The organism is Streptomyces sp. CNX435 (assembly GCF_059570575.1).
This window is the reverse complement of record NZ_JCANTA010000001.1, coordinates 59,873-86,556: the sequence shown is the minus strand read 5'-3', so window position 1 is coordinate 86,556 and position 26,684 is coordinate 59,873. Positions and strand designations below refer to the sequence as shown.

Annotated in this window: 19 protein-coding genes; 3 read left to right on the top strand and 16 right to left on the bottom strand. The window is 74.4% G+C overall.

Annotation, left to right across the window (positions count from 1 at the left end; translation table 11 throughout):
* Positions 1-163 precede the first annotated feature (163 nt).
* The 7 genes from T328_RS00315 to T328_RS00285 all read right to left on the bottom strand — a co-directional run bounded on the left by T328_RS00315 (position 164) and on the right by T328_RS00285 (position 12,459).
* Complete coding sequence (locus T328_RS00315) at positions 164-1,750, bottom strand: RNA polymerase sigma factor (protein WP_496493731.1); 1,587 nt, start codon at positions 1,748-1,750, stop codon at positions 164-166.
* Positions 1,751-2,248: 498 nt separating this feature from the next.
* Positions 2,249-3,247, bottom strand: coding sequence for a FadR/GntR family transcriptional regulator (locus T328_RS00310; RefSeq protein WP_496493730.1), 999 nt, complete (start codon positions 3,245-3,247; stop codon positions 2,249-2,251).
* Between the two features lie 67 nt (positions 3,248-3,314).
* Positions 3,315-5,300 carry an ATP-binding cassette domain-containing protein gene (locus T328_RS00305; RefSeq protein WP_496493729.1) on the bottom strand — a complete coding sequence of 662 codons (1,986 nt, stop codon included), beginning with the start codon at positions 5,298-5,300 and terminating at the stop codon, positions 3,315-3,317.
* Between the two features lie 209 nt (positions 5,301-5,509).
* Positions 5,510-6,268, bottom strand: coding sequence for an NUDIX hydrolase (locus T328_RS00300; protein ID WP_496493728.1), 759 nt, complete (start codon positions 6,266-6,268; stop codon positions 5,510-5,512).
* Positions 6,269-6,346: 78 nt separating this feature from the next.
* Positions 6,347-8,644 carry an amylo-alpha-1,6-glucosidase gene (locus tag T328_RS00295; protein WP_496494281.1) on the bottom strand — a complete coding sequence of 766 codons (2,298 nt, stop codon included), beginning with the start codon at positions 8,642-8,644 and terminating at the stop codon, positions 6,347-6,349.
* 210 nt (positions 8,645-8,854) lie between these two features.
* Positions 8,855-10,159 (bottom strand): DUF4192 domain-containing protein, encoded by a 1,305-nt coding sequence (locus tag T328_RS00290; RefSeq protein WP_496493727.1) that lies wholly within the window; start codon positions 10,157-10,159, stop codon positions 8,855-8,857.
* Between the two features lie 140 nt (positions 10,160-10,299).
* Positions 10,300-12,459, bottom strand: coding sequence for a RecQ family ATP-dependent DNA helicase (locus T328_RS00285; RefSeq protein ID WP_496493726.1), 2,160 nt, complete (start codon positions 12,457-12,459; stop codon positions 10,300-10,302).
* A 354-nt stretch (positions 12,460-12,813) separates the two neighbouring features.
* On the opposite strand from T328_RS00285, the gene T328_RS00280 reads away from it, so the two are divergent.
* Entirely contained in the window at positions 12,814-13,494 is a 681-nt protein-coding gene (locus T328_RS00280; RefSeq protein ID WP_496493725.1) for a hypothetical protein, read from the top strand.
* 93 nt (positions 13,495-13,587) lie between these two features.
* On the opposite strand, the gene T328_RS00275 is transcribed toward T328_RS00280, so the two are convergent.
* From T328_RS00275 to T328_RS00265, 3 genes are all read right to left on the bottom strand, one after another.
* Positions 13,588-14,175, bottom strand: a complete 588-nt coding sequence (locus T328_RS00275) for a hypothetical protein (RefSeq protein ID WP_496493724.1) — start codon at positions 14,173-14,175, stop codon at positions 13,588-13,590.
* Positions 14,176-14,319: 144 nt separating this feature from the next.
* Positions 14,320-15,033: a ribonuclease HII gene (gene rnhB / locus T328_RS00270; RefSeq protein ID WP_496493723.1), complete on the bottom strand. Its 714-nt coding sequence runs from the start codon at positions 15,031-15,033 to the stop codon at positions 14,320-14,322.
* A gap of 85 nt (positions 15,034-15,118) precedes the next feature.
* Entirely contained in the window at positions 15,119-15,757 is a 639-nt protein-coding gene (locus T328_RS00265; protein WP_496493722.1) for a TetR/AcrR family transcriptional regulator, read from the bottom strand.
* A gap of 115 nt (positions 15,758-15,872) precedes the next feature.
* Between T328_RS00265 and T328_RS00260 the strand changes: the two genes are divergently transcribed.
* Positions 15,873-17,420: an MFS transporter gene (locus T328_RS00260; RefSeq protein WP_496494280.1), complete on the top strand. Its 1,548-nt coding sequence runs from the start codon at positions 15,873-15,875 to the stop codon at positions 17,418-17,420.
* Between the two features lie 245 nt (positions 17,421-17,665).
* On the opposite strand, the gene T328_RS00255 is transcribed toward T328_RS00260, so the two are convergent.
* The 4 genes from T328_RS00255 to nrdR all read right to left on the bottom strand — a co-directional run bounded on the left by T328_RS00255 (position 17,666) and on the right by nrdR (position 23,328).
* Positions 17,666-18,790 (bottom strand): ADP-ribosylglycohydrolase family protein, encoded by a 1,125-nt coding sequence (locus tag T328_RS00255; protein WP_496493721.1) that lies wholly within the window; start codon positions 18,788-18,790, stop codon positions 17,666-17,668.
* Between the two features lie 23 nt (positions 18,791-18,813).
* On the bottom strand, positions 18,814-19,419 hold the full coding sequence (locus tag T328_RS00250) for a YdbC family protein (protein WP_496493720.1): 606 nt from the start codon (positions 19,417-19,419) through the stop codon (positions 18,814-18,816).
* Positions 19,420-19,704: 285 nt separating this feature from the next.
* Positions 19,705-22,587, bottom strand: coding sequence for a vitamin B12-dependent ribonucleotide reductase (locus tag T328_RS00245; RefSeq protein WP_496493719.1), 2,883 nt, complete (start codon positions 22,585-22,587; stop codon positions 19,705-19,707).
* A gap of 147 nt (positions 22,588-22,734) precedes the next feature.
* Positions 22,735-23,328 (bottom strand): transcriptional regulator NrdR, encoded by a 594-nt coding sequence (gene nrdR / locus T328_RS00240; RefSeq protein WP_496493718.1) that lies wholly within the window; start codon positions 23,326-23,328, stop codon positions 22,735-22,737.
* Positions 23,329-23,836: 508 nt separating this feature from the next.
* Here nrdR and lexA point away from each other — a divergent pair.
* Positions 23,837-24,628: a transcriptional repressor LexA gene (gene lexA / locus T328_RS00235; RefSeq protein WP_496493717.1), complete on the top strand. Its 792-nt coding sequence runs from the start codon at positions 23,837-23,839 to the stop codon at positions 24,626-24,628.
* Between the two features lie 212 nt (positions 24,629-24,840).
* Here the strand turns inward: lexA and recX are convergent, their stop codons facing one another.
* Positions 24,841-25,488: a recombination regulator RecX gene (gene recX, locus T328_RS00230; protein ID WP_496493716.1), complete on the bottom strand. Its 648-nt coding sequence runs from the start codon at positions 25,486-25,488 to the stop codon at positions 24,841-24,843.
* Positions 25,489-25,491: 3 nt separating this feature from the next.
* Positions 25,492-26,637, bottom strand: a complete 1,146-nt coding sequence (gene recA / locus T328_RS00225) for a recombinase RecA (protein ID WP_496493715.1) — start codon at positions 26,635-26,637, stop codon at positions 25,492-25,494.
* Positions 26,638-26,684: the final 47 nt, after the last annotated feature.

Below are 26,684 nucleotides of genomic sequence, written 5' to 3'. Positions count from 1 at the left end.
CGAGATTGTCACGCCCGGCAAGTGGCGTCAATTCCCGGAGAGTTCACGGATACGTACCGTCTTCCGCGCGTATCGCGGCGGCGGCGGCCGACGGCGCGCGGCGCCGAAGAAAACGCCCCCGACCCGCGGCGTAGCAGGTCAGGGGCGCCGAAGGCGGTCCGCCTCAGTCCAGATAGTCGCGCAGCACCTGCGAGCGCGACGGGTGCCGCAGCTTCGACATGGTCTTGGACTCGATCTGGCGAATGCGCTCACGAGTGACGCCGTAGACCTTGCCGATCTCGTCGAGGGTCTTGGGCTGCCCGTCGGTGAGCCCGAAGCGCATGGAGACCACGCCCGCCTCGCGCTCGGAGAGGGTGTCGAGGACGGAGTGCAGCTGCTCCTGCAGCAGGGTGAAGCTGACCGCGTCGGCGGGGACGACCGCCTCGGAGTCCTCGATGAGGTCGCCGAACTCGCTGTCGCCGTCCTCGCCCAGCGGAGTGTGCAGGGAGATCGGCTCACGGCCGTACTTCTGGACCTCGATGACCTTCTCCGGGGTCATGTCCAGCTCCTTGGCCAGCTCCTCCGGCGTGGGCTCGCGGCCCAGGTCCTGGAGCATCTGGCGCTGCACACGGGCGAGCTTGTTGATGACCTCGACCATGTGCACCGGGATGCGGATGGTGCGGGCCTGGTCGGCCATCGCGCGGGTGATCGCCTGCCGGATCCACCAGGTGGCGTACGTGGAGAACTTGTAGCCCTTGGTGTAGTCGAACTTCTCGACGGCGCGGATCAGGCCCAGGTTGCCCTCCTGGATGAGGTCCAGGAAGAGCATGCCGCGGCCCGTGTAGCGCTTGGCGAGCGAGACCACCAGGCGGAGGTTGGCCTCCAGCAGGTGGTTCTTGGCGCGGCGGCCGTCCTCGGCGATGATCTCCAGCTCGCGGCGGAGCTTGGGCGCCAGCTTGTCCGCGGCGGCCAGCTTGTCCTCGGCGAAGAGGCCGGCCTCGATGCGCTTGGCGAGCTCCACCTCCTGCTCGGCGTTGAGCAGGGGGACCTTGCCGATCTGCTTCAGGTAGTCCTTGACCGGGTCGGCGGTGGCGCCGGCGGCGGCGACCTGCTGGGCGGGGGCGTCGTCCTCGTCCTCGTCGGAGAGCACGAAGCCCTCCGCCTCGGCCTCGGCGGCGGGCGGCTCCTCCTTCCCCAGGGAGCCGTCCTCCCGGCCCTCGGGGCCGGACTCGCCGTCCTTCGCCCCGGCCTTCTTGCCGGCGGCCTTCTTGGCCGGGGCCTTCTTCGCCGCGGTCTTCTTGGCGGCCGCCTTCTTGGCGGTGGTCTTCTTGGCGGCGGCCTTCTTCTCCGGCTCGTCCGCCGGGTCGCCCAGGCCCGCGGGCACCGGATCGTCCATGGGGGCCTCCTGGACCGCGTGCGCCGCGACCGTGGCCGTCGGCTTCTTCGTCGCGGTCTTGGCGGGGACGGCTTGCTTGGCGACCGCCTTGGTGGCGGTCCGTTTCGCCGGGGTCTTCGCCGGCACGCTCTTGCGGGTGCGCTTGGGCGCCTCGGCGGCGCTTACCATCAGTGTCACACCCTCCTCTTCGAGGACCTGATTGAGGCTGCGCAGGACGCTCTTCCACTGGGTGGGCGGAATCTGGTCAACCTCGAAGGCACGACGCACGTCATCACCGGCGATCTGCCCTTCGGCCTTCCCCCGCTCGATGAGTGCCATCACGGACTCAGCTTCGGCGATCTCCGGCGGGAGCGTACGGGATGTGCTGGCCGACACGAACAACCTCTCGAAACGATGGGAACGACCGGCGGCGGGGATGGACCACCGGCGTTGGGGCGGAACCGCGATACGTGCGCCACCACCTCTTAGGTCATCGCGCCTTCCCGCACAGCGTTACGCCCAATCCACGTGGCCCAGGTCACAATCTACCGCCACCGGCCCGGCTGCACGAAGGCAACCGGGCGGGCGCCCGCCCATCCGGGCGCCTCAGGGGCGCGTGGGCGCCCGTGCGGTGGGTGTCGTGCGCCCGATTGCTGACCGTTGTGCGCCGGGGGGCCGGGGTGCGTACGTGCCGGGGGGGTCCGGGGGTGCGTACGTGCCGGGGGGCCGGGGGTGCGTACGGGCCGGGCGTGCCCGTCGTCCGACCGGGTTCTTCGTCCGGCCGGGTCCGGCCGGAGCACGGCGCCGCCGTCCCCCGTCGGGGCCGGCGGCGGTGTCGGTGCCCGTACCGACGGGGGCGCGCGGCCGGTGGTGCCGCGCGCCCGTGCCCCGCAGTCAGTGCTCGCGCGGCGCCGGCACGACGCGGTCGCCCGCACCGATCTCGGCGTGCACGGCGAGCAGCTGCCGCATGGCCGACTCGGCGGCGGCGCCGTCGCCGCTGCCGAGCGCCTCCACGATGTGCACGTGGTGGGCGACGGCCGCCTCGCTCGGGCGGTCGCAGCCGCCGGCGGGACCGCCGGAGACCTGCAGCGCCGCGGTGACCACGCCGGCCAGGTGCTCCAGCATCCGGTTCCCCGCGGCCTGCAGGACCAGCCCGTGGAACTCGGCGTCGGCGCGGGCGAACGTGACCGTGTCGCCCTGCACCAGCGAGTGGCTCATGATCTCGGCCATGTCCGTCAGCCGCTGCTGGACGGGGGCGCGGCCGTGCCCGGCCGCGAGCCGGGCGGCCAGCGGCTCGATCGTCCAGCGCAGCTCGCACAGCTCGCGGCGCTGGTCCTCGCGCTGCGGGCCGAAGGCCCGCCACTCGATGATGTCCGGGTCGAGGAGGTTCCAGTCGCTGACCGGGCGGACCCGGGTGCCGACGTTGGGGCGGGCGCTGACGAGGCCCTTGGCCTCCAGCACCCGCAGGGACTCGCGCACCACCGTGCGCGAGACCTCGAAGCGCTGCCCGATCTCCTCGGGCACGAGCGGACGGTCGGCGCCCAGATCGCCGGAGACGATCATCTGGCCGAGCTGCTGGACGAGTTGGCCGTGGAGCCCACGGCCCCGGCTGGTCGCCGCGCGGCGGCCGACGCGGCCGATCTCCGGCTCCCCGGTGTCCCACGCGGTCGGCGCGGGAGCGGCCGGCGCGGCGGGACCGGGGGCGGCGGCCGGGGGGACGGCGGCGGGAGCGGGGGCCGCGTGGCCGTCCGCGTACGGGTAGCGGTCGAGATCCCCGTGGCCGGCGAAGCCGGACTCGGAGGATCGGGCCGTCATCATGGTCTGCGCAAGGGTACTCACGAAACCTTTGTCGGCGGACCTCCCGGCCACCTTGAGGGCTTTGGTGAAAAGCACACGAAAGGGTGATCGCCCAGCGCCCTTCCCTTGACGCCGGTAGTGCATCAAACCGGTGGGAAACCGGCTAATCACCGGGGGAGTTAAAAACCTTCCGTACGAGATTCGGACACCCGCTCCGCTGCAGCGCGCGCCCCAGGGAGCGGGCCCGGCCCGCGGTGAGGACGTACGCGCAGAGGAGGGCGCCCAGGGACAACACCAGTGCGTGCCCGAAGGGTTGGGCGGGCACGCTGAGCACGCCGCCGAGGTGCGGTCCGCCGCCGGGCCACGGGATGTGCAGCAGGCGCATGAGCTGCGGTGGGAGTTCCCCGAGGCGGCGTACGGCGTCGGTGTCGGCCAGCGCGTGCACGCCGGGCGCGACGCCGACGGGCACGGTGAGCACGGCGGCCAGCCCCAGCGACGCCGACGTGAACAGCCCGGCGGCCAGTACCCCCGTCCACGCGCAGCCCACCGTCACCCCCGCCCAGCTCAGCAGTTGCAGGCCGCCGTCCGCGGGCATGTCCACGACGTCGCCGAAGAGCACGAGCAGCGCCGTGGCGTCCGCGAGCAGGACGGCGGCGAAGAGCAGCAGCGCCACGGCCGTGCTCACGGCGAGCTTGGCGAAGAGCAGGCCGAGGCGGCGCGGCACGGCGCCGACCGCGGGGGTGAGCGAGGGGAAGCTGAACTCCTGGCCGAAGGCGTGCGCGCCGAGCAGCCCGGCGCCGATCGCGGCGGGCGGCAGCGGGAGGACCGGCGCCCAGCCGGTGAGCATGCGGACGGCAGGGGCGTCGGAGACGGCGGAGCCGCCGGCGGCGTGCGCGAAGAGGGCGGCGCCGGCGACGGAGGCGGCGAGGGTGCCGATGGCGGCGACGCGGGGCAGCCGGGAGCCGGAGGCGGTGCGGCGCAGTTCGTAGCGCAGGGGGTGGGCGGGGCCGGGGAGCCAGCGGCGGCTGAGCGGGCCGGCGAGGGGAGCGGCGCGAGGGGCGGCGTCGGGGGCGGCGCGGGGGGCGGGGGTGTGGTCGGCGCGGTCCGCGGTGTCGGTGGCGGTGCCCGTGTCGGGGGTGGCATGGAGGCCGAGGCCGGGATCGGGGGCGGTGTCGGGGTCGGGGGCGGTGTCAGTGCCGGGCTCTAGGGTGGCCGTGGCGGTTGCGGTGGGGGTGGTGCCGGCGGCCCGGGCATCGGCTCCCGGGGCGCCGGCGAGGACGGACTCGTGGGAAGAGGAGGTGAGTTGATGCAGCAGAATGCCGTTGCGGTACGCCAGTTCACCGACGGCCGCGCTGTCGGTCCCGTAGACGGCGAGGGCGCCGCCGTCCCGGCGGACCACCTCGATGCGCCGATCCGGCGTGCTGGCCTGCCGCGTCAGATAGCTGGCGAACCGCTCGGCCTGCGGCGTTCTGATGATGACGCAGGGGCGCAGCCGCAGCCGGGCGAAGTCGTCGGCCTCCTCGTCGGCGACGAGCCGGCCGGCTCGCAGCGTCAGCACCCGGTCGGCGAAGCGGGCGGCGACCCGGGGCTGGGCGGTGGCGAGCACGACGCAGACGCCGGCGGCGGCCAGTTCGCGCAGCAGCCCGTAGTAGAACGCCGCCTCGCGGCGGGGCAGATCACGTACGGGGTCGTCGAGCAGCAGGGAGTGCGGCTGGCCGAGGAGCGCGGTGGCGAGGCCGAGGCGGCGGTCCATGCTGAGCGAGAGGGCGTCGAGCCGGTCGTCGGCGAGCGCGTCGAGACCGACGTGCGTGAGCAGGGCGTCGGCGCGGGCCGCGGGAACGCCGACGGCGGCGGCGAGCATGCGCAGGTGGCCGAGGACGGTGCGGGCGGGGTGGCCGGAGACGTCGCCCAGCACGGCGCCGACCTCGCGGGCGGGGGCGGTGAGCCGGCTCAGCGGGCGGCCGTCGTAGAGCGTGACGCCCCGGCCGCCGTCCAACTGGAGCATGAGGCGCAGCGCGGCGGTCTTGCCCGCGCCCGGCTCGCCGAGCAGCGCGGTGACGGTGCCCGCCAGCGCCTCGAACGTGAGGTCGCGCACGGTCGGCGGACGGCCGCTGCGGGGCCTGCTCGTGAGTCCGATGGCCTGGATCACGACGCCTCCCGAAATCGGTTGATATCCGACATATAGGGATGATTGCGCAGGGGGTGCGCCGGGGCCGGGATTTCACGCCCGGACGCGGTGCTGCGTCGCGGATGTGTGGACGTACGGGCGTATGGCCGTGCTGCCGGGTGCCGGGGCGGGAAGCCCGGGGCGGCTCTGGTGGCGCGGCGCAGACGGTGCCGTGCGGGTGCGGCCGGGGGTCAGACCTCGGGGCGCAGCATCGGCGGATTGAGGATCGTCGCGCCGCCCGCCTGGAAGAGCTGGGCGGGACGGCCGCCCTGGCGGGTGGTGGTGCCGCCGGTGGGCAGCAGGAAGCCGGGGGTGCCGGTCACCTTGCGGTGGAAGTTGCGGGGATCGAGGGCGACGCCCCACACCGCCTCGTACACCCGACGCAGCTCTCCGACCGTGAACTCCTGCGGACAGAAGGCCGTGGCCAGCGACGAGTACTCGATCTTCGACCGGGCCCGCTCCACGCCGTCGGCCAGGATCCGGCGGTGGTCGAAGGCCAGCGGCGGGTGCTCCGCCTCGTCGTCGGCGGAGGGCCCGATGAGGGTCTCGACCGGCGCCCAGCGGGCGCCCCCGACGTCGCCGCCGGGGCGGGGCGCGGGGAGGTCCGGGGCCAGCACGAGGTGCGCGACGCTCACCACGCGCATGCGGGGGTCGCGCTTGGGATCGCCGTACGTGGCGAGCTGTTCGAGGTGCGCGGCGTGCGCGGGGGTGTCTTCCTCCACCGGGCCGTGCGCGTGCAGGCCGGTCTCCTCCGCGAGTTCCCTGGCCGCCGCCTCGGCCAGGTCCTCCTCCGCCCGTACGAAGCCGCCCGGCAGCGCCCACCGGCCCTGGAACGGGGCCTCGCCGCGGCGGACGATCAGCGCGCTCAGCGCGTGCCGGCGCACGGTGAGCACGACCAGGTCGACGGTGACGGCGAACGGCGGGTAGGCGGACGGCTCGTAGGGGGGCATGGCGGGGATCTTAGTCGTCTGCCTGACGATAATCAGGACTTCGTGCGGAGACGGGCCGGACGGCCCGCGGGCGGCGTTTCAGGAGCCGAGTCGGAGGCCGGGGGCGGCCTCCTCGACGACGGCGAGGCCGAGACGGCTGACCCGTACCGCGAACGGCTCGCCGGCCAGCCGTAAGCCGGTCAGCTGAAGCGCGCCCAGCGGGGCGGTGCCGGGCGGGCGGGCGGAGACGGTGCCCGCGGGGACGTCGGGGGCGAGGCCGGCAAGGGCGGCCAGGACGTGCACGGCGGCGGCGCCCGCGACGGCGGACGGGCGGCAGGCGGCCGGGTGCGGGAGCGGGGCGCCGCCCGCGGTGCGCTGGTCGCCGGCGTACATCTCGGGCAGGTGGTGGCCGAAGTGGCCGGCGGCGTCGAGGAGTCCGCGGAGCAGGGCGCCGGCCTCCTTGTCGTAGCCCGCGGTGAAGAGGCCGGCGACGGCGACGGCGGTCTCGTGGACGTGTACGGCGCCGGCGCGGTGGCCGAAGGGGTTGAAACCGGGTTCGGCGGCGCCGAGGCTGCGCAGGCCCCAGCCGGAGTCGAGGGCGGGGCTGGAGAGGAGGCGGGCGAGCTGGCCGGCCTGGGTCTTGTCGAGCAGGCCGGGGGCGGAGGCGGCGGCCGTGGCCGGGCGGCCGGGGCCGTCGCCCGGAGCGCCGGCGGTGGTGGCCGTGGTGGCGGTGGCGGGGCTGACGTCAGGGCCGGTGCGGGCGCCGGGGCGGGCGGGGCCGGGGCGGGCAGGGCCGCGGAGGAGGGTGTCCGCGGCGGTGGGCAGGAGGTGGGCGGCGGCGCTGCCGAGATGGGTGAGCGGGCGGCCGTCGGCGGCGAGGGCCGCCGCGGGTCTGCCGCCGGCGACGTCCTCGGTCCAGAAGCCGGCGCGGAAGCGCTCGCGCAACCCGGCGGCCCACTGCCGCCACTCGTCGGCGCCGGGGCGGCCGCAGGCGTCGAGGAGTTCGGCGCCGAGGAGGGCGGCACGGTGGGCGTGGGCCTGGGTCTCGCAGCGGTACGGACCGCCGGGGGCCGGGTCGGGGACGTAGCCGCGGTCGTCCACGGCGGTGCGGAGCCAGGCGAGGCAGCGCTCGGCGACGGGCAGGAGCCCGTCGACGTCCCGCTCCGGCAGGCCCCAGCGGCGGGCCTCGGCGAGCACGGCGGGGAAGAGGAGGGTGGCCTCGACGCCGGTGGCGGCCGGGGGCAGGTGCGGGCCGGAGTCGCGGAGGGTGCCGGGCAGCCGGCCGGGGTCCGGGGCCCCGGCTCCGGGGGGCGGCGGCCAGGTGCGGGCGACGGCGCGGAGGGTGCCGGCGGCCAGGCGCGTACCCAGCGGGAGGAGCATGCGGGCCGCCCAGAGCGCGTCGGCGGCGGCCGGCGCGCAGCGCCACGGCACCCCGGCGACAAGGTGGACGTCGGCCGGCTCGGCGGGGTCGCGGAGCAGCAGGGTCCGCAGGTCGTCGAGAGCGGTGCCGAGCAGCGGAGCCACCGCCGGGTCGTCGCCCGCCGCCGCGGCGGCCGGGGACCACGGTGCTGGAGGCAACTCCCGAGGCCGCGCCTGGTCCGTGTCCGTCCCGATCCGCAGCTCCAGCGTGCGGGAGGCGCCCGGGGCCAACTCCAGCCGCCACCGCAGCAGCCCCGCCGCGGCGATCACGTCGTCGGGCGGCGGCTCCGCAGTCACCAGCACCCCGCTCCCGATCCCGTTCCCGGGGGCCCCACCCCCACCCCCTCCTCCACCGCCGCCGGCTCGTGTACCGCTGCCGGCCGTGCCGACGCCACGCGCCGCGGCGCCACGCGCGGCGCCGCCATGCGTCGTGCCGCCATGCGTCGTGCCGCCACTCGCGCCGCCGCCCTGCGCGGCGCCGCACCGCTCGGGGTCCGCGGCGGTCGCTCCCGCTCCCCCGCTCCCCTCGGGACCCGGGCCGGGCTCCCGGTCGGGGTCCGCCGCCGGCAGCGGACGCCAGCGCAGGCCCGACTCGTGGACGCTGGCCGGGACTTCGCGACGCTCGCGACCGGCGGCGACCGCGCTCAGCTCGGCCAGGTCCGTGCCCAGCTCGGCCTCCAGCGTCAGCCTGAGCATCCGGCTGGCGCTGCTGTGCAGCGTGATCCGCTCGATGCCGGCGGCGTGCCGCACCCGCTCCACCACCACGGCCGGGTCGGGCCCCGACTCCGTGCCGGTGCGCACGGTGCCCACGAAGCGCACCCGGTCCGCCCCCGCCCGCCGCCCCTGCACCGGCAGCGGCTCGACTCCGCCCACCCGCAGCCGCAGCCGTCCGACCAGCCGGCGCCCCGCCCGGTAGAACCCTTCGAGCCCGTGGCCGTCGAGTTGGCCATGGCGCGCGGAGACGGCGAACGCCGGCATGGCGACGCAGACGAGGGCGTCGTGCGCGGGGCTCGGCGCGGGCGGCCGCTGACGCGGGGAGCGGGAGGTGGGAGACACGCGGCAGTCCTCTCGGGGAAGCCGTGGACGGACGTGGCGGCGGCCGGCCGCCGCCCTGAGAACGCCCGCAAGCCCCTCCAGGTCACGCCGCCTGACCCGCCGGCCGCGCGCCGCTCCACCACCTCTTCCTCGCTACTCCCTGCTCCGCACGTCCCGGCGCCGAGCGGTGCGGCGCGACGTGCGGCGGCCGGGCGGGCGACGGGAGCCGCCGGTCGACGGCGGCTGGGCCGGCGGCAGGGACGACGGTCGCGTCGGCGGACTGGACGGCGCCGCCGCGGACGACGGCGCCGGCGGCTGCTCCGGGGCCGACGGAGCCGACGCGGACTCCCGGGCCTGGCGCTGACGGCGCAGGGAGCGGCGCAACGGCTCGGGGTCCAGGCCCTCGTTGACCGCCTGGTGGAGCAGCCGGGCGAACAGGTACTCCGGGTCGGTTTCCAGGGCGCAGCCGAAGGCGACCCGGGCCGCCGCCTCGTCGCCGCTCGACCACGCCACCCATCCGGCGAGCGTCAGCGGCGCCGCGGCATGCTCCACATACGCCCCGACGCAGCGGCGGGCCAGCGCCCGCCAGAGCCGCAGCGCCCCGGCGGCCTCCGCGCCCTCCATCCGCTCGGCGGCGCGGTCGCGGGTGAGCCGGTCCTGCAGGCCGACGATGAGGTCTGCGCACTCGGCGTCGGTGAGCAGCGTGTCGTCCCGCGCGTCGGTGTCCGCCGCCGCCTCCCCCGCGGGCGGCGGAGCCTCGGTGAGGCGGGCGATCAGCCGGTCCGCCAGCCGCACGGTGTCCTCGCGCACCGTCTCGCGGCCGGCCTGCGCGAGGATTCGGGGTACGAGTGCGCCGCCGGCCGCGTCGAGCGCCCGCGTCTGCCGGTCGACGTCCGGGTGCCGGGGCGTGAGCCTGCCCTCCAGCGCGCGGAGCGACCTGGGCCGCTGCATGCCCGCGTACGCCGCGGCGGCGGCCAGGGCGGAACGGCCGGGCGGTGCCAGCGCCGTCCCCTCGGGGGGACAGCAGCGCTGGTCCGGGCAGAGGTACGACCAGAAGCGCCCGGCGGAGATGCACAGCGCCTCCACGACCGGCACCTCCAGCCGTCCGCAGGCCACGCGCAGCCCTTGCGCGAGCGGCCGCAGGCGCTCCATGACCTCCTGAGGCCGCTCTCCCGTCGCGGGGTCCTGGCAGAGGAAGACGACGATGCCGTCCGGCTTGTCGCCCCGCTTGGCGCTGCCTTCGACGAGGCACTCGGCGAGCTGCGCCGCGACGTCCGGCCAGCCGTCGCGGTCCGGCGGGATGCCGAGTCGCAGCCGGCCGCCGAACCGTCCCCGCTCGCCGTGCAGCGCGGCGAGGACGACGCTGTCGTCCGGGTGGAACCCCATCAAGTACGGCAGGGCGTCCGCCAGCTCAGCCGGGCTGCGCAGCACGACCTGCGTTTCGTTGTGCGATGTCATGGCATGAGGGTTTCGTGTCTCCGCGAGTTTCGCGACCCCTGTGGATAACTCCTGATCGGGCCATGTCATCACCCTCCCCGAGCTGGGGAATCCCACCGCCGGTGCGCCCCGCCGTTGCCGCGCCGGCCGGCCGCTTCGCCTCAGCCGGTCGCCGCGAGGACCAGCGGCAGCACCCCCTCGGCGCCCGCCCGCCGCAGCAGGCGGGCCGCGACCGCGAGGGTCCAGCCGGAGTCGGTGTAGTCGTCGACGAGCAGCACCGGGCCCGGGGTGCCGGCCAGGGCGGCGGCGAGTTCGTCGGGGACGGCGAAGGCGGCGGTCAGGGTGGCGAGCCGCTGGGCGGAGTTGCTGCGGCGGGGGCCGTGACCGCCGTCCGGGCCCGTGTATGCCAGGGTACCGAGGTACGGCAGGCGCCCGACGGTCGCGATGCCCCGGGCGAGCGAGTCGACCATGAGGGGCCGGTCTATGGACGGCACGACCACGACGCCGACGGGCCGCGCCGCCGCCTCCGGGCCGTCCGACGCCCAGCCGCCCGGGGTGCGCGCCCAGTCGGCGAGGACGTCGACCGCCGCCCGCAGCACGTCGTCCGGGACGGGACCGTCGGCGGCGTTCTCCGCGAGCAGTGGCCGCAGCCGGTTGCCCCAGCCGATGTCGGAGAGACGTCCCAGGGCGCGGCCGGTGGCGCACTGCTCGCCGGCCGGGATACGGCCCTTGAGGCCGATGCCCAGCGCGGGCATGCCCGTCGGCCACATCCGCCGCGGCTCGACCTCGGTCCCCGGCCGGTCCAGCTCCTTCTCGGCTCCCGTCAGCGCCTCCGCCGACACGACCGCGTCGATCCAGGCCCCCGCGCAGTTGTCGCAGCGCCCGCAGGGCGCCGCCCCCTCGTCGTCCAGCTGCCCGCGCAGGAACTCCATCCGGCAGCCGGACGTGCTCACGTAGTCCCGCATGGCCTGCTGCTCGGCCGCGCGCTGCCGCGCCACCCACGCGTACCGCTCGGCGTCGTAGTCCCAGTCCCGGCCGGTGGCGGTCCAGCCGCCCTTGACCCGCCGGACCGCGCCGTCGACGTCCAGCACCTTCAGCATCGTCTCCAGTCGGGTGCGCCGCAGGTCGACGGCCGCTTCCAGGGCCGGGACGGACAGCGGGCGGCCGGCGTCCGCGAGCGCCGCGAGGGTCTGGCGGACCTGTGTCTCGGGCGGGAAGGCGGTGTCGGCGAAGTAGCGCCAGATCGCCTCGTCCTCGCGGCCGGGCAGCAGCAGCACGTCGGCGTGGTCGACGCCGCGGCCGGCGCGGCCCACCTGCTGGTAGTACGCGATCGGGGAGGACGGCGAGCCTAGGTGGACGACGAAGCCCAGGTCCGGCTTGTCGAAGCCCATGCCCAGCGCCGATGTCGCGACGAGCGCCTTGACCCGGTTCGCCAGGAGGTCCTCCTCGGCCTGGAGCCGGTCGGCGTTCTCCGTGCGTCCGGTGTACGAGGCGACGGGGAAGCCGCGCTGCCGCAGGAAGGCGGCGGCCTCCTCGGCGGCGGCGACGGTGAGGGCGTAGACGATTCCGGATCCCGGCAGCTCTTCCAGATGCTCGGCGAGCCAGGCGAGGCGGTGCGCCGCGTCCGGCAGCCGGACGACGCCGAGCCGCAGGCTCTCCCGGTCCAGCGGGCCGCGCAGCACCAGGGCCTCGCCGCCGCCGGTGCCGAGCTGCTCGGCGACGTCGGCGGTCACGCGCGCGTTTGCGGTCGCCGTGGTCGCCAGCACCGGGACGCCTTCGGGCAGGTCGGCGAGCATCGCGCGCAGCCGGCGGTAGTCGGGGCGGAAGTCGTGCCCCCAGTCGGAGATGCAGTGGGCCTCGTCGACGACGAGGAGGCCGGTGGTGGCGGCCAGCTCGGGCAGCAGCCGGTCGCGGAAGTCCACGGAGTTCAGCCGCTCGGGGCTGACGAGGAGCACGTCGGTCTCGCCGCGCTCGACCTCCTCGTGGATGGTTCCCCACTCCTCCGGGTTGGCCGAGTTGATCGTACGGGCGCGGATGCCGGCCCGTGCGGCGGCCTCGACCTGGTTGCGCATCAGCGCCAGCAGCGGCGAGACGATCACCGTGGGCCCCGCGCCACGGCGCCGCAGCAGCGCCGTGGCCACGAAATACACCGCCGACTTGCCCCAGCCGGTGCGCTGCACCACCAGCGCGCGGCGGTGCTCCCGCACCAGGGCCGCCACGGCCTGCCACTGGTCCTCCCGCAGCCGGGCCGGGCCGCCGGGGTCGCCGACGAGCCCGGCGAGAACGGCGTCGGCTTCGGCGCGCAGCTCCTGATCGTCCATGCCCCCATGCAACCCGATGGCACCGACAGTCAGCCACCTCGCGCACGGTGATTGCTGCGGAGAAGCGGTTGGACAGCAGTTGGACAGCAGCCCGGCCGGCCGCGGCGGGCGGGCCGCGGCCCGTAACACGGCCGCGACGCCCTTGTGCGGCCGTCGTGCGGTGGTCATGCGGCAGTCATGCGTTCGCCCGGAGATTGATCTGTCGACAATGCCGCATTGCCGCAGGCCATTTCGGCGGGGAGAATTGAGATCGCTCCCAGCGCCGGCCCGGCCCCCGGGCTGCTCGACGCTGCGCGCTCACGCCCGTCCGCCCCCGCCGTGCGTTCGTACGCCCCCAGCCCTCAGGGAGTGCCCTTGGTCTTCGGCCCCGCCACCGGCGACCCCGGCCCGTCCGGCCGCATCCTCGAACCAGCCGAGTGGGCGGCGGCCGGGATCCCGCTGCTGCGCAACCCCCGCGAGATTGTCACCGGCCTGCACGCCCGCCACCGGCCCGCGCCGGAGACGGCGGTGCTCGCCGTGCTCGACCCCGACGAGCGGCTGCGCGCGAGCGCGTCGCTGTCGCGCCGCGAGGCGGGCCGCCCGGACGCCGCCGCGGACGGCTGGGACCTGCGCAACGCGCTGCTGGACCGGCTCCGCCGGGTCATCCCGCACGACCTGCGCCGCCGCTTCCCCGTCCGTACGGCCGTGCTCCTGAACTGCCGCGCCGGGGACGCCGGCTGGACGGAGGAGGACGGCGCCTGGATGTGGGGGCTGCGGGACGCCTGCACGCTGCACGGGCTGCGCTGCGGCGCGTACATCACGCTTACCGGCGGCGGCTGGCAGGTGCTGGGCGAGGACCGCGGCGGCCGGCGCCCGTACGCGGACGACCCGCCCGCGGACGCCGACTCCGGCGCGGGGGCCGCGGCCGTCGGGGCGCAGGTCAGGACGGCCCCGGGCCCGCGGGCGCGGCAGCCGCCGGACGCCGTATCACGGGAGGCGGAGACAGCGGCGGGGGCCGGGACGGACGCGGAGCCGAGCGTCTCGTGGGCGGTCTGAGCCGCCCGCCCGCGCCCCGCCCGCGCCCCGGCCGCACGGTGCTGCTGCTGCGGGCCGTGGCGCCGCACCCCGCCCGCGGACGGGGCACGCACCTCAGGCGGAGACGCCCAGGACGCCGTTGATGTAGTCCGCGTCGCCGCAGAGGATCAGCAGCGCCGCCGCGCGCGTCATCGCCGCCGGCAGCGCCGCGGCCGTCGCCTCGTCGCCACCGCCGTTGACGGCGACGACGACCACCTGCCGCCGGGCCAGCCGCGCCGACGACGCGGCGTCGGCGTAGAACACGTCGTCCCCCGCGGCCTCCTGTGCCCAGTAGCCGTCCTCACCGAACGACAGCTCATGCGCCGCCCACGGGTGCGGCTCGCCGGTGGTGAGCACGAGGATCTCGGCCGGCGGACGGCCGGACTCCAGCAGTAGGTCCACGGCTTCGTCCGCGGCGTCGACGGCGCCGTCGGGCGTCGCGGGGATCAGTTGCAGCCGCGGCCCGGCGGCGGCGGGCCTGCCCTGGCCGCCGGAGGGTGCAGGACGGGCGCCGGGCGCGGTGGCGCCGGGGCCGCGGCCGCCGGGGCCGGAACGGGATCCGCCACGCGGCCGTACGGGGCGGGGGCCTGGGATGGGACGAGGGGGCGCACTGCGGCCCGGGACGGTCTCGTGGGTGGGAGAGTCCTCGGCAGGGAGAGGCATGGGCGCATGTCTATCAAACGGAGGTGACAAGCACGTCGGCGGGTGGGCAACTGAAGGCCCCGTGGCCCGCGGACCGCCGCCGCCCCGGCGCTCCGTGCGCGCCGCCGCGGCGGCCTCGCGGCCCGAACCGCGGGGCCGCGCACGTCAGATGTCGAACCCCAGCTGCCCGGCGGCCTCCAGCTCCGCGGTCTCCGGCACGACCCGCCGCCGCTTGAGGTGCTGCCACTTGGCCAGCGCGTCCATGTACGCCCAGGAGACCCGGTGGTGGCCCGTCGGCCCGTGCTCCTTGAGCGCGGCGCGGTGCACGGGCGAGGGGTAGCCGGCGTTGTCCCCGAACGCGTACGGCTCGTATTCGGGCCGCTCGGCGCCCAGTTCGGCCATGCGGGCGTCGCGGTGGACCTTGGCGAGCACGGAGGCGGCGGCGACCGCGACGCACGACTGGTCGCCCTTGATTACCGTACGGACCCGCCAGGGCGGCCCGAGGTAGTCGTGCTTGCCGTCGAGGATGACCGCGTCCGGCCGTACGGGCAGCGCGGCCAGCGCCCGGCCCGCGGCGAGCCGCAGACACGCCGTCATGCCCAGCTCGTCGATCTCCTGCGACGAGGCGTGGCCCAGCGCGTGCGCGGTGACCCAGCCCGTGAGCTGGGCGGCCAGCTCCTCGCGCCGCCGGACCGTCAACAGCTTGGAGTCGGTGAGCCCTTCGGGCGCGCGGCGCAGGCCGGTGACGGCCGCGCACACGGTGACGGGCCCGGCCCAGGCGCCCCGGCCGACCTCGTCGACGCCGGCGACGATCCTGGCGCCCGTGGTGGCGCGCAGGGAGCGCTCGACGCGGTGGGTGGGCGGCTCGTAGGGACTCATAAGGCCAGCCTACGACCCGGTCCCGGCCGCCCATCACGGCCTCCCGTCACGGCAGCTGGTCACGGCAGCTGGTCACGGCCGCCCGTCACCGGGCGTGCAGCAGCGGCACCATCACCTGGTCGACCATCTCGTCCATGTCCTCGTCGCTGAGGTCCCGCCCGGTGGTCTTGTGCCGGTACATCATCATCGCCGGCAGCACGTCGAGCACCAGGTCCCCGTTCACCTCCGGCCGCACGTCGCCGCGCTCGACCCCGCGGCGCAGCAGCTCCGCGATCATCTCCTTGCCCGGTTCGATGATCTGCCCCATGACCACCTCGTGGAACTGCTCCGCCTGCTCGCGGTCGCACTCGTCGAGCACGGCGCGCAGCGCCTGGCCGCCGCTGGAGTACATCCGGTCGCGGAGCGCCCGGCAGAACTCGGTGAGGTCGGCCCGCAGGCTGCCCCGGTCCGGCTGCGTCTCCAGCGGCGGGACCCCGGCCCGTAGCGCGTCCTCGACGAGCGCCGACTTCGACGCCCACCGCCGGTAGACGGCCGCCTTCCCGGTCTGCGCGCGGGCGGCGACGCCTTCGATGGTCAGCCCCTTCCAGCCCGCGGCGCCCAGCTGCTCCAAGGCGGCGTCCAGGATGGCGCGTTCGAGTACGTCGCCGCGGCGGCGCACGCCGCCCGGCTGGTTCTGACTGGTCTCGGTGCACGCTCCGGGAGCGGTCCGGCGCGAACTACCCATATCGGTCTCTCCGTCAGCGGTCATAGTGAACGCTTGCGTTCCCTCTTGGGGACTCCTACGCTCATTCCATTCAGTGAACGCTACCGTTCACTATTTCACATGTATGGGGAACATGGTGACAACCTCTCAACTAGCGAACGAGCCGGAGGCGGGCAAGGCTCCCCGTGGTGACCGGCGCAACATGGCGCTGCTCATCATCGCGGCCTGCCAGCTGATGGTCGTTCTCGACGTCACGATCGTGAACATCGCGCTTCCGCACATCCAGGACTCCCTGGACTTCTCCACCACCGGCCTGACCTGGGTCGTCAGCGCATACACCCTCACCTTCGGCGGCCTGCTCCTCCTCGGCGGCCGGGCCGGGGACATCCTCGGCCGGCGCCGCGTCTTCACCTTCGGCATCGCACTGTTCATCGCGGCCTCGCTGCTCGGCGGCTTCGCGCAGGAGCCCTGGCAGCTGCTCGTGGCCCGCGCGCTGCAGGGCGCCGGCGGCGCCATCGCGTCGCCCACCTCGCTGGCGCTCGTCACCACCACATTCCCCGAGGGCCCCGAGCGCAACCGGGCGTTCGGAGTGTTCGCGGCGGTCTCCGCGGGCGGCGGTGCCATCGGCCTGCTGGCCGGCGGCATGCTCACCGAGTGGCTCGACTGGCGCTGGGTGCTCTTCGTCAACGTGCCCATCGGCATCCTGATCATCGCCGCCGTCCCGCTGTACATCAACGAATCCGAGCGGCACCCCGGACGCTTCGACATCTCCGGCGCGCTGACGTCCACCCTCGGCATGGGGGCGCTCGTCTACGGGTTCATCCGCGCCGCCGACGAGGGCTGGCGGGACGGCCTGTCCATCGGCTCGTTCGTGGCGGCCGCGGTCCTGCTCGTCACGTTCGTCTTCGTCGAACGCAGTGCGAAGGACCCCATCACGCCGCTGCACATGTTCGCGGACCGCAACCGCTCCGGTACGTACGTGATCATGCTGAGCCTGTCCGCCGCCATGTTCGGCATCTTCTTCTACCTGGTGCTGTTCGTGCAGAACGTCCTCGGCTACAGCCCGATCAAGTCGGGCGTGGCGTTCCTGCCGATCACCGTGGCCATCGTCATCAGCGCGGGCATCGCGCAGCGGTTCCTGCCGGTGCTCGGGCCCAAGCCGTTCATGGTCGGCGGCTCGGCCATCACCGCGGTCGGCATGGGCTGGATGGTGCTGCTGGACACCGACAGCTCGTTCATGGCCGGGGTGTTCGGGCCCGAGATCATCTTCGGCTTCGGCATGGGGATGATCTTCGTGACGCTCACCATCACCGCCGTCTCCGGTGTGGCGCAGCACCAGGCGGGCGCCGCCTCCGGCCTGCTCAACGCCACGCAGCAGGTCGGCGGTTCGCTCGGCCTGTCCATCCTGACCACCGTGTTCGGCACCGCCAGCAGGGACGAGGCGGAGAAGCAGATCCCGTCGTTCATGGCGGAGGCCACGCCGGAGCAGAAGGCGGTCCTCGAGAAAACCGGCGAGCTGCCGCCGCCGTGGGGCCAGGAGGTGCTCGCGCAGGGCATGTCCCAGGCGTTCCTCGCCGGTACGGCCATGGTCGTGCTCGCCGTGATCGTCGCCGTGGTGGCGATCAAGGTGCGCAAGAGCGACCTGGAGGCCCTGTCCGGCATGGCGGGACCGGGCGCCGCCTGACGCGGCGCTCCCGGAAGCCGGTGGCCCCGCCAGTAGCGGGGCGGGGCCACCGGGGTACCCCACCCGCCCCACCCCATACACCGTCGCGGCCGGTACGCACGTCGCAGTCCCGGTGACGTACCCCGCCGTCTCCGCTACGTGCCGAGGAGACACCGCTCCGCACCCGGCCGTCTCCGTCACGCCGCGGGCCCGCGCCGATAACGCGCGGGCCCGCGGTCGCGCCGTACCGGCGCGGCCGGGGTGCGTCATGGCTCCGGGAGCGCCGGCACCCACTCCGGCAGCGGCTCCGCGTCCCGTACCCAGCGCGCCGGCGGCGCACCGGCCGCCGTACCCGCGAGCACGCCGCCGACGATCGCGCACGTGGTGTCCACGTCCCCGCCGGCCTGCGCCGTCGCCCAGAACGCGCCCGGGTAGTCGCCGAGGTGCCGGGCGGCCGACCACAGGGCGAACGGCACGGTGTCGTGCGCGCTGGTGCGGCGGCCGTTGCCCAGCACGGCGGCGACGGTGGCGACGTCGTCGTAGTCGAGCATGTCCCGCGCGCGGCACAGCCCTTGGGCGACGGCGCTGCGCGGCACCACTGCGATCACCTGGTCGAGCAGGGCGGCACCGGCGGCCAGTCCGGATACGCGGGAGCCGGCGTCGGCGGTGCCCGTGCCGCCCGGCGCGGCCTCGGTGGTGCCGCCCGGCCGGCCGGCAGCCAGCGCCGCCGCCGCGGCCACCGCCATGCAGCCGGTGACGGCCTCGCGGTGCTGGTGGGTGACGTACGACGAGACCTCCGCCTGCCGCACCGCCTCCTCGACGTCCTCCGCGTACCAGGCGCCCAGCGGCGCCACCCGCATCGCCGCACCGTTGCCCCAGGAGCCCTGCCCGTCGAAGAGGGCGGCGGCGAGCCGGCGCCAGTCCTCGCCGTCGCGCACCTGGCCCAGGATCCGGTTCACCGCGCGCCCGTAGCCGCGGGGGCCGCCGGCGTTCTGCCGGCCGGCGAACGACGCCGCCAGGGCGTCCTGCTCGACGCGGCCGTGCGCGGCGAGCACCGCCACCACCGAGGACGCCATCTCGGTGTCGTCCGTCCAGCGCCACGGCGCGGGCGGCAGCTCGCGGCGGGCCAGGAGCGGGTAGTTGCCGGGCTCGGAGTACCGGGAGCCGAGCGCGTCGCCGACGGCCAGCCCGCGCAGGCTCGCGAGGGCGCGCGCAAGGCGCGCGTCAGGCACGAGCGCGCCCGGAGGAGCGTCGGGCACGCCGGTACCCCGGCCCGGGCCGGCCGGCGCAGGCGCAGGGTCCTGGGCCGCGGCAGGCGACGGATCGAGGGCCGGCGCCGCGAACGGGTCCGGCGACGGGGCGGGAGCGGGATCCGGTGTCATCTCGGGCACAGCGTAGCGGCCGGGGCGCCCGGTCAGACGGTCCAGGACGACTCCAGATCCACCACGTCCCCCGCCAGGGCCGCCACGTCCGCCGCGGTCTGCGCGCGCAGCGCCAGCCGCTCCACCCGCTCCTCGCGGTACTTGCCGTGCTCCGCCGCCGACGACCACAGCGACAGCACCAGGAACTCGCCCTCCCCCGACTGCCCCAGCACCCCGCGCAGCATCCCCGGCGACCCCGCCATGGCCGGGTTCCACACCTTCTCCTGCATCAGCGTGAAGTGCTCCACCCGCTCCTCGTGCACCCGGCAGTACGCGAGCCGCATCACGTCAGCGCCCTCGAACCGCGGCTCGAACCCCAGCTTCACGTCCATGCGGTGCTCGAAGAGCCGCACCCGCATGTCCTTGAACGTGCCGAGCTGGGCCGCCGCGAGCCGGTCGTGGGAGCGCGCCATGAACGAGTCGTACAACGCCCTGCTCTCCCAGAAGGCGACGAGGTGCACGACACCCTCGCGCGCCCGGCTCCAGCCCCCGCCCTGCCCCCGAAAGCCCGGTTCGCCGAGCAGCCCCGCCCACTTTCGCTGCCCCCGCTCGAAACCCCGGCGGTCCACTACGGTGCAGCGAATCCACTTGACCAGCACCGCGCCATCGTACGGCCTGGCCCAGCGGCGATCACCGGCGTGCGCAGGCGAGTTCACGCCCCCGACGCGCCGGTCACCGCGGCGACGACCTCGACCTCGGCCTCTACCTCGACCAGGGCAGGGGGACCGGCCCGCCGACGCCCACCGCGACCTCGCCGCCGCCCGTTGCGCCCGGCGCACGCGTGCCGGAGGGGACCGGCCGGCGGCCGGTCCCCTCCGGGACGTGCTGTTCAGCTGCGTACGCGCGTCACGCCGCCGGCCGGCGCGCTGCCGGCCCGCGCCGCCTCAGCTGCAGCCGCTGGTCGAGCCGCAGCCCTCGCAGATGTAGCAGCTGCCCGCCCGCTGCATCTTCGTGCCGCACGAGAAGCACAGCGGCGCGTCCGCCTGGATGCCGAGCTGCATCTCCACCAGCTCCGCCGACGTGTGCGCCTCCTGCGGGGCCGGCTTGGCCTGCTCGATCGTCACCGGCGGGGCCGGGAGGGGCGCCGGCTCGCGCGGGGCCGACTGGGCCAGGCCCTCGACGTCCAGCTCCTCGTCCGTCGGCTCGTACGAACCCGTCTCCAGGTGCCGCTCGCGCTCCTCCGCGGAGTGGATGCCCAGCGCCGAGCGGGTCTCGAACGGCAGGAAGTCCAGCGCCAGCCGGCGGAAGATGTAGTCGACGATCGACTGCGCCATCCGCACGTCGGGGTCGTCCGTCATGCCCGCCGGCTCGAAGCGCATGTTCGTGAACTTCGAGACGTACGTCTCCAGCGGCACCCCGTACTGCAGGCCCACCGAGACCGCGATCGAGAAGGCGTCCATCATGCCCGCGAGGGTCGAGCCCTGCTTGGACATCTTCAGGAACACCTCGCCCAGCCCGTCGTCCGGGTAGGAGTTGGCGGTCATGTAGCCCTCGGCGCCACCGACCGTGAAGGACGTGGTGATGCCGGGGCGGCCCTTGGGGAGGCGGCGGCGCACCGGCCGGTACTCGACGACCTTCTCCACGGCCTCGCGGATCGTCTCCTCCGCCTTGTCCGCGGCCTTGTCGGCCTCCTTCTTCTTCGCCGACAGCGGCTGGCCGACCTTCGAGCCCTCCACGTACACGGCGAGGGCCTTGACGCCCAGCTTCCAGCCCTGGAGGTAGATCTCCTCGACGTCCTCGACGGTGCTCGTCGCGGGCATGTTGACCGTCTTGGAGATGGCGCCGCTCAGGAACGGCTGCGCCGCCGCCATCATCCGCACGTGCCCCATCGGGGAGATGGAACGTTCCCCCATGGCGCAGTCGAAGACCTCGTAGTGCTCGGGCTTGAGGCTCGGGGCGTTCACCACGCTGCCGTGCTCGGCGATGTGCGCGACGATCGCCTCGATCTGCTCCTCCTGGTAACCCAGCCGCTTCAGCGCCATCGGCACCGTCTGGTTGACGATCTGCATCGAACCGCCGCCGACCAGCTTCTTGAACTTCACCAGCGCCAGGTCCGGCTCGATGCCCGTCGTGTCGCACGACATCGCCAGGCCGATGGTCCCCGTGGGGGCCAGCACCGACGCCTGGGCGTTGCGGTAGCCGTGCTTGTCGCCGAGGCGGACCACGTCCTGCCAGGCCTCGGTGGCGGCGGCCCAGACGGGGGTGTCCAGGTCGTCCATCCGCTTGGCCGCGCCGTTGGCGTCCGCGTGCTGCCGCATGACGCGCTTGTGGGCGGCGGCGTTGCGGGCGTAGCCGTCGTACGCGCCGACGGCGGCGGCCAGGTGCGCCGAGCGCTTGTAGGCGGTGCCGGTCATCAGGGAGGTGATGGCGCCGGCGAGGGCACGGCCGCCGTCGGAGTCGTAGGCGTGGCCCGTGGCCATGAGCAGGGCGCCGAGGTTGGCGTAGCCGATGCCGAGCTGGCGGAAGGCACGGGTGTTCTCGGCGATCTTCCGGGTCGGGAAGTCGGCGAAGCAGATGGAGATGTCCATCGCCGTGATGACCAGCTCGACGACCTTGGCGAAGCGCTCCACCTCGAAGCTCTGCCGGCCGTCCGCGTCCTGCTTGAGGAACTTCATCAGGTTCAGCGAGGCGAGGTTGCACGAGGTGTTGTCCAGGTGCATGTACTCGCTGCACGGGTTGGAGGCGCTGATACGCCCCGACTCCGGCGCCGTGTGCCAGTGGTTGATGATGTCGTCGTACTGGATGCCGGGGTCGGCGCAGGCCCACGCGGCCTCGGCCATCTGCCGGAACAGCTTCTTCGCGCCGACCTCCTCGATGACCTCGCCGGTCATACGGGCACGCAGGCCGAACTGCGCGTCGTTCTCGACGGCCTTCATGAAGTCGTCGGTGACGCGCACGGAGTTGTTGGCGTTCTGGTACTGCACGGAGGTGATGTCGTCGCCCCCGAGGTCCATGTCGAAGCCCGCGTCGCGCAGGGCGCGGATCTTCTCCTCCTCCTTGACCTTGGTCTCGATGAACGCCTCGATGTCGGGGTGGTCGACGTCGAGCACGACCATCTTCGCCGCGCGCCGGGTGGCGCCGCCGGACTTGATGGTGCCGGCGGAGGCGTCGGCGCCGCGCATGAACGAGACGGGTCCCGAGGCGTTGCCGCCGGAGGAGAGCAGTTCCTTGCTGGAGCGGATACGGGAGAGGTTGAGTCCGGCGCCGGAGCCGCCCTTGAAGATCATCCCCTCTTCCTTGTACCAGTCGAGGATCGACTCCATGGAGTCGTCGACGGAGAGGATGAAGCAGGCGCTGACCTGCTGGGGCTGCGGGGTGCCGACGTTGAACCACACCGGCGAGTTGAAGCTGAAGATCTGGTGCAGCAGGGCGTAGGTCAGCTCGTGCTCGAAGATCTCGGCGTCCGCGGGCGAGGCGAAGTACTTGTGGTCCTCGCCGGCCTTGCGGTACGTCTTCACGATCCGGCCGACGACCTGCTTGAGGCTGGTCTCCCGCTTGGGGGTGCCCACCGCACCGCGGAAGTACTTGCTCGTGACGATGTTGACGGCGTTGGCCTCCCAGAACTCGGGAAACTCCACGCCGCGCTGCTCGAAGTTGACCGAACCGTCGCGCCAGTTGGTCATGACGACGTCACGGCGCGCCCACTCCACCTCGTCGTACGGGTGCATGCCGGGGGTGGTGTGGATTCGCTCGATGCGCAGGCCCTTGTTCCCCTTGGCGCCGCCCTTGCGGGAACTACGCGCCGGGCCGCTCGTCGTCTCTGTCATGCCGCCTCCCTCTACGGGCGTGAACGCCCTGGTGTGCCCGCGTCTTCCCGGGCACGGTGCCTGTTCTTGATCTGCTTGTTACGCCGGATTCGGCGCGCTGCGCCGCACGCCGGCCGGGTGTGGATGACGGGAGGCCCGCGGAGGGCGTCAGCCGGCCGCTCTGCCGGGTGACGGGACTCCGGGGGCCTCGCCGCGGCCGGAACCGCGGCCGGGGCCGGGCGCGCCGGGGTCGCCCGGCGCGGGAGATGGGGCCTGGCCGTCCTGAACGTCCGGGCCGCCACCGTCGGCGGGGGGCCTGTCCGCGGTCCGCAACTGCGTGATGGCGTCGTCGAAGTCCTCAAGGGAGTCGAAGGCGCGGTAGACGGAGGCGAAACGCAGGTAGGCGACGAGATCGAGGTCCTGCAGCGGGCCCAGTATGGCGAGCCCGACGTCGTGGCTGGAGACCTCGGCGCTGCCGGTGGCCCGGATCGCCTCCTCGACCCGCTGGCCGAGCTGGGCCAGCGCGTCTTCGGTGACGGGGCGGCCCTGGCACGCCTTGCGCACTCCGGTGATCACCTTGGCGCGGCTGAAGGGCTCGGTGACCCCGCTGCGCTTGATGACCATCAGGGACGCGGTCTCCACCGTCGTGAAGCGGCGCGAGCAGTCGGGGCACTGCCGGCGGCGGCGGATTGCTGCGCCGTCGTCGGTGGTGCGGCTGTCGACCACCCGGCTGTCGGGGTGCCTGCAGAAGGGGCAGTGCATCGTTCTCCAGCCTCCCCTTCTCGCGCATGTCTCGCGCACGGCACGTCGGTCCGGCGACCCCCCGCGGTCCGCCGGAGCAGGCCCCAAGCATATGGGATGCCCTTCCGCTGAGAGGAAGGGGGACCACAACTTGTGGGCCGCTGACACCCATCTAACCACTAGATCTGGGGTTTGGCTGCCATTGAGGGCGGTGAGTGTTGCCGCGCCGCGAGATCGGGCCGGCACCGGGCGGGGCGGCGGGCGGGAGATGGCCAGCCTACGGGAGCGCGCGGACGGCGACACGGGTGGGGCGAGGGTGACAAACTGGACGACGGCCGTGGGGACGGGGCCACAGGGCGGACCGGGGCGAGCGGCGAGCAGCCGCCGGGCCAGCGCCCTACACCCAGCTGATGGATCACGGTAGCGAAAACGAAGTTTTTCACTCGAACGTGTGTTTGGCGCAACCTTTCGAAAGCAACTACCGTTGTCTCTAACGAGAGAGAGACCTGTCTCGAGAGGGGCCGAAGACGTGACCACCACCGCAGACACCGCCGCCATCGCCGCCGACGAACGGCCCCCGCAGGCAGCCGAGCAGCAGCTCGCGCCGGCGCCCGGGGACGGCCGCGAGGGCGACGCGCAGCCACCCAAGCGCTCCATGCCGGGGCGCCCGCCGGGCATCAGGGCCGACAGCTCGGGGCTGACCGAGCGGCAGCGCCGGGTCATCGAGGTCATCCGCGACTCGGTGCAGCGCCGTGGCTACCCTCCGTCGATGCGCGAGATCGGCCAGGCCGTGGGGCTCTCCTCCACCTCCTCCGTCGCGCACCAGCTGATGGCGCTGGAGCGCAAGGGCTTCCTGCGCCGGGACCCGCACCGGCCGCGGGCGTACGAGGTGCGCGGCGCGGAGACGCCCGCCAGCCAGGCCGCCGCCGACACCACGGGCAAGCCCGCCGCGTCGTACGTGCCACTGGTCGGCCGGATCGCCGCCGGCGGGCCGATCCTCGCCGAGGAGTCGGTCGAGGACGTCTTCCCGCTGCCGCGGCAGCTCGTCGGAGACGGTGAGCTGTTCGTGCTGAAGGTCGTCGGTGACTCGATGATCGACGCGGCGATCTGCGACGGCGACTGGGTCGCGGTCCGGCGCCAGCCGGTCGCCGAGAACGGCGACATCGTCGCCGCGATGCTGGACGGCGAGGCCACGGTCAAGCGGTTCAAGCGCGAGGACGGCCACGTGTGGCTGCTGCCGCACAACGCCGCGTACCAGCCGATCCCCGGCGACGAGGCCACGATCCTCGGCAAGGTCGTGGCGGTCCTCCGCCGGGTCTGAGCCCGGCACGGAGAATCCGGCCCGGGCACCTGGCCCCGGGCCCGCCGCCCTGTGCGGCGTGGAGTGTCGCGAACCGGCCGCGGCGGCGGCCGGACACGCGAACTCGAAGACGTAACCACGCGGAGTCGAAGACACGACTCGACCGCGCGGCGGCCGTATCCGGCGCCGCTCACGGAGCGGGCCCCGGCGCCGCCGGCAGACCCCCGCGCCGGTCAGTCCTCCAGCAGGCTCTCCGTATCCTCGCCCTCCGCCTCCAGCGCCTCGCGGACGACACGGAGCGCGAGCCCTTCCCCGTACCCCCGGCGGGCCAGCATGCCCGCCAGGCGGCGGATGCGCTTCTCCCGGTCGAGGCCGCGGGTGGCGCGGAGCTTGCGGGCGACCAGCTCGCGTGCCGTCTCCTCCTCGGTGTCCGCGTCGAGCCGGCCCACCGCCTCGTCCACCACCGCGGACGCCACCCCCCGGGTGCGCAGTTCGCGCGCGAGCGCGCGGCGGGCGAGGCCGCGGCCGTGGTGCCGGGACTCCACCCAGGCGCCGGCGAACGCCGCGTCGTCGATGAGCCCGGCCGCTTCCAGGCGGTCGAGCACGGCCACCGACACCTCCGCGTCGACGTCCCGCTTGGCCAGCGCGTCCGCGAGCTGCCTGCGGGTACGCGGCGCCCCGGTGAGCAGGCGCAGACAGATTGCCCGCGCCCGTTCCTCCGGGCTGAGCGACGCCTCCCGCACCCGCTCCTCGGACGGCTCTCTCCGGCCCCGTGACCGCCGCCGCCCGGCCGGCCGGGCGGCGGCGTCCTCCGGGCCGCCCGCGGACGCCGGGCGGCCGTCGTCCGGGGGCGGGAGCGGCCAGTCGGTGCGCCGGACCACGGATCAGCTCTTGGCCGCGGCCTTGGCCGCCTTCACGGTCTTGGCCGGCGCCGGCACCGTCTTCTTCCCCGCGGAGGCGGCGCCGTCCACGGCCGCCGCCGCGGGGTCGCCCGCCGCCTCCGCGCCCGGCTCGCCGTCCGCGCTCTCCGGCGGCTTCGGGCCGATCCCCAGCTTCTCCTTGATCCGCTTCTCGATCTCGTTCGCCAGGTCGGGGTTGTCCTTCAGGAACGTCCGGGCGTTCTCCTTGCCCTGGCCGAGCTGGTCGCCCTCGTACGTGTACCAGGCGCCGGACTTGCGGATGAAGCCGTGCTCCACGCCCATGTCGATCAGGCCGCCCTCGCGGCTGATGCCCTGCCCGTAGAGGATGTCGAACTCGGCCTGCTTGAAGGGCGGCGCGACCTTGTTCTTCACGACCTTGACGCGCGTGCGGTTGCCAACGGGATCCGTGCCGTCCTTGAGCGTCTCGATGCGCCGGATGTCCAGGCGCACCGAGGCGTAGAACTTCAGCGCCTTGCCGCCGGTGGTGGTCTCGGGCGAGCCGAACATCACGCCGATCTTCTCGCGCAGCTGGTTGATGAAGATCGCGGTGGTCTTCGACTGATTCAGCGCGCTGGTGATCTTCCGCAGAGCCTGGCTCATCAGCCGGGCCTGGAGGCCGACGTGCGAGTCGCCCATCTCGCCCTCGATCTCCGCGCGCGGCACGAGGGCCGCGACCGAGTCGATGACGATCAGGTCGAGCGCGCCGGAGCGGACCAGCATGTCCGCGATCTCCAGCGCCTGTTCGCCGTTGTCGGGCTGGGAGAGGATGAGGGAGTCGATGTCGACGCCGAGCTTCTTCGCGTACTCCGGGTCGAGGGCGTGCTCCGCGTCGACGAACGCCACCGTGCCGCCGGCCCGCTGGGCGTTGGCCACCGCGTGGAGCGTCAGGGTCGTCTTGCCGGAGGACTCCGGGCCGTACACCTCCACCACGCGGCCGCGCGGCAGACCGCCCACGCCGAGCGCGACGTCGAGAGCGGTCGACCCGGTGGGGATGATTTCCACGGGCTCGTTCGGCCGCTCGCCGAGACGCATCACGGCACCCTTGCCGAATTGCCGTTCAATCTGGGCGAGTGCGGCGTCGAGCGCCTTCTCGCGGTCAGTCGCTGCCATGGGTTCCACCCGGGATGTCTGAGTCGATCGCTTCACGTCAACGACGC